Here is a 5,572-nt window from a genome sequence, read left to right on the forward strand (position 1 = left end):
GTTACCAGCTTAAAGGCTCAGAAACGCTCGATCTTTGACTTCCTGACCGATGCGTTAAAAGCCTCTCGACATGGTTCTCCTGCACCTTCATTGATCCCTGAAGGAGACTGACCCCCTGAATCTTTACTAACGGTCTGCTTCTAGCATCGATAACATTAAAATTACAACACTCCCAATTTATGTGGTCTAGGCAGGGAAGAATAATTTGGCGGTGGCAACTTTCTGTAATATTTGCCTGCAGTATAACCAGCGTTGTTATCGGACTAACCTTATTGGGAGCATTTCAGCTATTGGAATGGGCCGCCCTTGATAGTTGGTTTCGCTTAAGACCTCTAGAGAAAAGAGATCCACGCATCGTTATTATTGAGATTACTGAAAAAGATATTACTGAAGGTATGCGATGGCCCATTAATGACCAATTGATGGCCAACTTAATTGAGCAAGTTGCCGCCCAGAATCCCAGAGTCATTGGTCTTGATATTTATCGAGATTTTCCCCTTGAGCCTGGACATCAAGATTTGATTCGGGTGATGCAATCCACACCACAGCTAATTGGAATTGAGAAAGTTTTTGGTGAAATTGTTGCCCCACCCCCGAGCCTAGATCACGATACTCAAATCGGCATTGCTGATTTTGTAGTGGATGCTGATGGAAAAATCCGTCGCAGTCTATTGTCATCTCTCACCACCGATAATCAAGTTAAGTTTAGTCTGGGCGCAAAGCTGGCGCTCAAGTATTTGGCAGTTGAGGGCATCTCTCCACAAGTGATCAATGAACAGCCGCAGATATATCAGGTTGGTCAAGCACGCTTTCAACGCTTTGAACAGAATGATGGTGGTTATGTTCGCGCCGATGATGGTGGCAATCAAGTCCTGCTCAACTTTAGGGGCGTAAGCTGTACTGAAACTCAACGCTGTCCCTTTCAAACTATCTCCATGGGTGAGTTCTTGTCTAAGAAAACACCCTCAAACCTACTCCAAGATCGGATTGTCTTGATTGGTGTTACAGCCCCCAGTCTTCAGGATCACTTTTACAACCCCTATAGCTATGATAATGATGCTACATCCATAACAGGGGTTGAAGTCCATGCCCACCTTGCCAGCCAGATTATCAGTGCCGCGCTAGATGGACGATCCCAAATTCAAACCTGGTCCGAACCACTAGAATATCTATGGGTTTTTGCTTGGTCTAGCTGTGGCATTTTCCTAGGTTATGCCTGCCTTAGGCGACGGCGCATTACAAGGGGAATTTTGTGGCTGGTTGTAACGCTATTATTCCTGTTAGGAAGTCTCATTGCCGGTTCATATCTATTGTTTATAATCGGTTGGTGGGTGCCTATTATCCCTTCAGTTGCAGCCCTTACAGCCTCTGTCATTGTCAGTACGACCCATCTATTAGGGATCAAGTTAAAGCTCTCTTACCAAGAATTAGCCCAAACTAACCAACAGTTGGCCGACGCTAACCAAGAATTAGCCCAAACTAACCAACAATTGGCTGGCGCTAACCAAGAATTAGCCAACTACTCCCAAAACCTGGAGAAAAAAGTTGAAGAACGTACCCTTGATTTACTAACTGCAAAAGAAGCTTCCGATAGTGCTAATCGTTCCAAAAATGACTTCCTAGCCAACATGAGTCATGAACTCCGTACTCCCCTCAATACGATTCTAGGCATGACCCAGGCATTAGAAGAGAAAATTTTAGGGGAGCTTAACCCTCAACAAGTTAAAGCACTCCAAACCACTGAACGCAGTGCTAATCATCTACTGGAGCTGATTAACGATATCCTGGATCTGTCCAAAGTGGAGTCGGGCATGTTAGAGCTAGACTGTACCCCGACAGCAATACTGCCCCTATGTCAGTTCTGTTTGACAGTCATCAAGCAACAAGCTCATAAAAAAGGTGTGCAACTAGACTCTAATCTATGTTACACGGTCCCTATTCTTGTGATGGATGAACGGCGTATTCGTGAAGCCGTCATCAACCTACTGAGTAATGCCGTCAAATTTACGCCATCTGGAGGCTTAGTTACTCTTGAAGTACTCTATCAATCACCATCCGCCAATCTAGATGGAACTGAGTCCTCACCCCAAGGCATACTGACGTTAGTCGTTAGTGATACAGGTATTGGCATTAAGCCCGACTACATGGATAAACTGTTTAAGCCCTTTGTCCAAATTGATAGCGCCCTCAATCGCCAATATACAGGAACAGGCCTGGGATTAGCTTTGGTAAAACGGATTGCCGAACTCCATGGTGGCACAGCCACCGTTACCAGTGAAGTGGATGTGGGCAGTCGTTTCACCATCGAGATTCCCTGCTCCATTGCCAGTTCACCCCAACCCACAAAAGGAACTGTACCCATTGTCAGCACCAAACCCAATCTGCCCCAGCCTGAAGCATTAACCTCAATCTTATTAGTTGAGGATAATCTAGAAAACATTACGGTCATCAAAAGTTATTTGGCCGCGAAAGGCTATCGTATTCGTATAGCAAATGATGGAAATCAGGCGATTTCTGAAGTTTTAGCCACTGTGCCCGATGTGATATTAATGGATATTCAGCTGCCAAACATGGATGGGCTTGAAGCAATACGCCGCATACGCCGTGAACCAACCTTAAACCGAGTACCCATCATTGCCCTTACGGCCCTAGCGATGAAAGCAGATCGCAACCGTTGTATTGCCGCCGGAGCTGACAAGTATCTGAGCAAACCCGTTAATCTCGGACAACTTGTCATCACCATTGAAACGCTTTTAGGCGAGCGAGCTGCATCAGTATGAAGCCACAAAATATTTTAGTTATTGACGATGATGTCAGCCATTTTGACGTGATCGATGCCCTATTCAACCATCAAGGCTACCAGCTGTATTATGCCAGCAGTGGAGAGGATGCCATTAGTTCCCTTGATGCCTTTAATCCCGATCTGATTTTGCTCGATGTACTCATGCCAGGGATGAATGGTGTTGAAGTTTGTCGATGCATCAAGGCCTTACCACAATGGCAAAATGTTCCTATTATCATATTGACAATATTAGACACTAAAACAACAGTAAAGTCCTGTGTGCAAGCTGGAGCAGACGATTTTATTACGAAGCCTTTTGATTTGAGCAGGCTGCGTACCCGAGTTCACTCTATGCTCAAAATCAAACAGCAGCATAACGAATACAAAACATTATCTCGCATCCAAACGAATACGGTTAATCTCCTAGAAAGCACCCTGGATGAACTACGGGGCAACCTAGCATCTCAATTATCCCATGATGATTTATTAAATCGGATTGAGCAATCGGCCTGTCGTTTAGAGACCTTAACGGCAAAATTTCAGATTTATATGGAGCTAGAACTCGCGGCCAATCAACCGATACCGTTCCAAGCTAGTGATCCTCAGAGCTTGACTGTCGTGGTTGAAGAGCTAGCAGTTCTGGCACAAAGATATAACCGCAGCCATGACTTGAGAGTGACTATTGAGGATACTAACGTTGCTGTATCTGCTCGGTACCTTTCCATTATTTTCCATGAACTAGTCGATAATGCCCTGAAATTTTCTTCCTCAGGGACATTGATCGAAGTTAGGAGTGACGTGGCAGAAGATTGTGTAACCTTATCTATCCATGACTCAGGCCAAGGAATATCAGTGGAGAAAATGGCTAGCATTGATGACTCAATCCAGTTTGAGCGCAGGGTCTATAAACAAAAAAATGATGGTATGGGACTAAAAATTATCAAACGAATTGTTGCCCTTGTTGGGGGACAGCTTGAAATTAAGAACAACTATCCACAAGGAACAATCGTACAAATTGCCTTGCCAATAGCTTGCAGTTAGATCGTTCACTCAAATTTCATAGCCTCAACCCAAAAAAGCGTATATCTGAGTCGTTACTGTTCAGATATACGCGAGTTATAACTATTTCTGGTGTATGGGTTAGGAGATAAAAAAAGGCGTATCCTTCTGGAGCAAGAAAGTTACCAGACGAGGAATACACCATGACTGACAATAAAGTAATCGAGCTCAAATCACAAGAAACGCAGGCAAGCTTTACGGATGCGCTGAGCGAATTAGTGCGCCAGGGAGCGCGGCAAATCATCGCCCAGGCCGTTGAAGCAGAACTGAGTGAGTTTTTATCGACCTATGATGACCTCAAAGATGAGACCGGTCGCCAAGGTGTCGTTCGTAACGGGTACTTGCCAAAACGGACCATCACTACTGGAGTTGGGGCGGTGGATATTCAAGTACCGAAAGTCAGAGACCGCACTGGCCAAGGGATCAAGTTTAATTCCCTGCTACTACCGCCCTATCTCAAACGCAGTCGAAGCGTGGAAGAGGTGTTGCCATGGCTCTATCTCAAAGGGGTGTCCACGGGTGATTTTAGTGAGGCTCTATCTGCCTTGCTAGGGTCAGAGGCCAAAGGCTTATCGGCTGCCACCATTAGTCGCTTAAAAGCCAAATGGCGCGAGGAGTATCAAACCTGGCAAGGCCGTTCACTGCGTCATAAACGCTATGTCTATGTGTGGGCTGATGGCATTTACTTTAATATTCGTAACGGTGAAGCCCAATGCATTCTGGTGCTCATTGGGGTTACCGATAGCGGAGAAAAAGAACTGATGGGGATTGAACCCGGCTATCGAGAATCGGCCCTGAGCTGGAAATCCCTGTTATTGAAACTCAAAGATCAGGGGCTGCAGTATGCTCCCCAGGTGGCCACTGGAGATGGAGCTTTGGGGTTCTGGAAAGCCTTGCCTGAGGTCTTTCCGTCCACGAAGCCTCAACGGTGTTGGGTGCATAAGACGGCTAATGTTCTCAACAAATTACCCAAGAAACTTCAACCGGAGGCGAAGCGGGCGCTGTGGGAAATCTATCGTGCCGAGACTAAAGCCGATGCTAGTCAAGCCTTTGAGCGGTTTATTAAGACCTATCAAGCCAAGTATCCAGAAGCCACGGAGTGTTTAGCGAAAGACCGGGATGTCTTGTTGACCTTCTATGACTTTCCAGCCGAGCACTGGGCTCATATTCGCTCTACCAATCCAATTGAATCCACCTTTGCTACAGTGCGCTTGAGAACTGATAAGACACGAGGGGCCGTTTCCCCTGACTCTATCCTCTCGTTCGTGTTCAAATTAGTGCAGAGCGCTCAGAAACGATGGCACCGGATTCGTGGCTTCAAACATCTTGGTGATGTCATTGAAGGCATTGCTTTTAAGGATGGCATTCGCGTTGAGCAAGAGATTCAGACAACCACCCATCAGAAGGCGGCCTAACTCTGGCTCATACACCAGATTTGACTATATCTCGATATACGCTTTTGTCTGTCTGTTAGGACTGTTCTGATCAGTATCCTGGATCAAAAGCCCTACTATAGCTTTGCTCTATTGGGTCTACCATAGATGATCGCTGAAAACTATAGTTGTCTAAAAAGGGGCGCAACCCTAGATTTGAATCACTCAAGTACTGGAGTTTAGACAAAAAATGTTGAGAGAGCGATCAGCCCTTGAGCCAGATCGCTCCATAGACGAAGCTGAGGAAACACAACTAACCTCAATCGTCTATGAACAGTGTTACCAACCTCAAAGCATT

At 45.7% G+C, this 5,572-nt stretch carries 3 protein-coding genes; all 3 read left to right on the forward strand.

Annotation, left to right across the window (positions count from 1 at the left end; all coding sequences use genetic code 11):
- The first annotated feature begins 179 nt into the window (after positions 1–179).
- The 3 genes from VB741_RS14625 to VB741_RS14635 all read left to right on the forward strand — a co-directional run bounded on the left by VB741_RS14625 (position 180) and on the right by VB741_RS14635 (position 5,256).
- The gene (locus VB741_RS14625) at positions 180–2,780 is read left to right on the forward strand and encodes a CHASE2 domain-containing protein (RefSeq protein WP_323365922.1); all 2,601 of its coding nucleotides are present in this window, start codon (positions 180–182) and stop codon (positions 2,778–2,780) included.
- Complete coding sequence (locus tag VB741_RS14630) at positions 2,777–3,823, forward strand: hybrid sensor histidine kinase/response regulator (RefSeq protein WP_323365923.1); 1,047 nt, start codon at positions 2,777–2,779, stop codon at positions 3,821–3,823. The genes VB741_RS14625 and VB741_RS14630 overlap by 4 nt, the downstream gene beginning before the upstream one ends.
- A gap of 161 nt (positions 3,824–3,984) precedes the next feature.
- Positions 3,985–5,256: an IS256 family transposase gene (locus VB741_RS14635; RefSeq protein ID WP_323365924.1), complete on the forward strand. Its 1,272-nt coding sequence runs from the start codon at positions 3,985–3,987 to the stop codon at positions 5,254–5,256.
- Positions 5,257–5,572: the final 316 nt, after the last annotated feature.

Source organism: Leptothoe sp. PORK10 BA2, from assembly GCF_034932105.1.
GTDB lineage: Bacteria > Cyanobacteriota > Cyanobacteriia > Phormidesmidales > Phormidesmidaceae > Leptothoe.